Below are 1,620 nucleotides of genomic sequence, written 5' to 3' on the forward strand. Positions count from 1 at the left end.
CCGTCGGCCAGAACCCTTTGCCAGCAGACTCCTTTTCATCATCATTATGAATATTCTCATTGTCTTTCCCAAACCGTGCCTTAATGACATGCTTTAAACCTAAATACAGAAGATAAGCTGCTCCTATCGCCTGTATCCACCAAACGTTGGCGATAAATGAAATGGCAAAAAGAGCTCCAAATCGAAAAATAAACGCCATAAGAATTCCGTAATTAATCGCTCTTTTCTTCTGATCCTCGGGTAAATGTTTAGCTATAACTGCTAGTACAAGAGCATTATCAGCTGATAATAATCCTTCTAACCCGATTAGAATCAATAATGCCCATACATATTCGAGCCAAATAGATTCCATCCGCTTCTCCCCTTTCCAAAATATAAGCTGTTATGCTAAAGGTTTTGTTTACAATAGAATAACCATATATGCTGCAGTAAACTCTAAAAGATAAAATTTTCATTTTTTTAACACTAATCAACAATTGAACATCTCTTAAGATAAACATAAATACAAATTCCAGTATGTCAGTAAATAGTTTATGTCAACATACTTACATAGGTTAGAAAGTCACCCTATTATTGTTATGCCCTTCCCCTTTTCTCAAGAAGTACCTGTGAACAATAAAAAAATTAATTAGGACTAATCCCTACCCAAAAAAGATCTACTAGAGCCTGAGCCGTTTTTTCAGGGCCTCCTAATTCTGCAATTAATTCTTTCTTGTTCCGAATCATTGTTACCGTGGAAAATGTATGCGCAAGCAATCTGGGACTTGCTACGACGATTTCTCCGCTGTTTGCAGCTTGCTTGAATACGTCCTCTAATGCCTCATGTATCGCTTTCTCTGCTTCACGAATTTCATGAATATGACCTTCTGTAAGCGAAGAAGTCGCTTCTTGCAATAATGTTTCAAAATCAATATGCGGTCTTTTTAAATGATCCAAGGTTACCTCATATAATCTGTGTTTCAGTCCTTTGGAGTTTTGTAATAATTTCTCTGTCTGTTTTGTGATACGTTGGAACATACTTGATACCGAAACGGTAAACAAAGTTGCCTTATTTTTAAAATAGTAGTAAACGCTGGCCTTGGTCACATCGCTTGCTTCAGCCACTTGCTCCATTGAAACTTTTTCGTATCCATATGCCATAAAGAGATGGGCAGCTGTTTTTAAAATTTGCTCTCTTGTTATATTATTTTCAGTTGTTATTTTAGGTCTGCCAGGCTTTTTTTTCGGTGTCTGGTTCGTATTCATAAGGGCCCTCCTTCTAGTTCAAGAAATTGGCACATTTAAACTAGTTGATTAATTAACCTTCTGGTATATATAATTATTGAAGGTTCTATATATATTGTAATAGAAACAAACAGATTTGGAAATGAGGGAGAATTAATGAAAGAATCACCTTTAGCAACATTCAGTCGATTGATGACTGGAAAAGTGAGTCGTTGGGTTGTTATTGCCGTATGGATTCTAGCAACTGCAGTTCTAACAATTGCTTGGCCTGCCGTTAATAAAACGGAAGTGAACAATGCACCAAACTTAAGTGAGAATTCACCTTCCGTAGAGGCTGAAAATCTTATAAAGAAAGAATTCCCCAACTCTTCAGGGGTTCCTGCCTTACTTACATGG

The 1,620-nt window shown here is 36.7% G+C and carries 3 protein-coding genes; 1 reads left to right on the plus strand and 2 read right to left on the minus strand.

Translation table 11 applies throughout. The annotated features are described in order from the left end of the window. Together AC1DRF_RS26910 and AC1DRF_RS26915 are read right to left on the minus strand one after the other, a co-directional pair. A partial coding sequence (locus AC1DRF_RS26910) for a TerC family protein (protein ID WP_477742180.1) occupies positions 1–352 on the minus strand: 352 nt, incomplete at its 3' end. 272 nt (positions 353–624) lie between these two features. Further along, a complete protein-coding gene (locus AC1DRF_RS26915; RefSeq protein ID WP_427076751.1) occupies positions 625–1,245 on the minus strand; it encodes a TetR/AcrR family transcriptional regulator in 621 nt (206 codons plus the stop codon). 171 nt (positions 1,246–1,416) lie between these two features. Between AC1DRF_RS26915 and AC1DRF_RS26920 the strand changes: the two genes are divergently transcribed. After that, on the plus strand, positions 1,417–1,620 hold a 204-nt coding region (locus tag AC1DRF_RS26920; RefSeq protein ID WP_477742181.1), incomplete at its 3' end, for a hypothetical protein.

The sequence above is a fragment of the Priestia sp. P5_B4 genome (assembly GCF_056400385.1).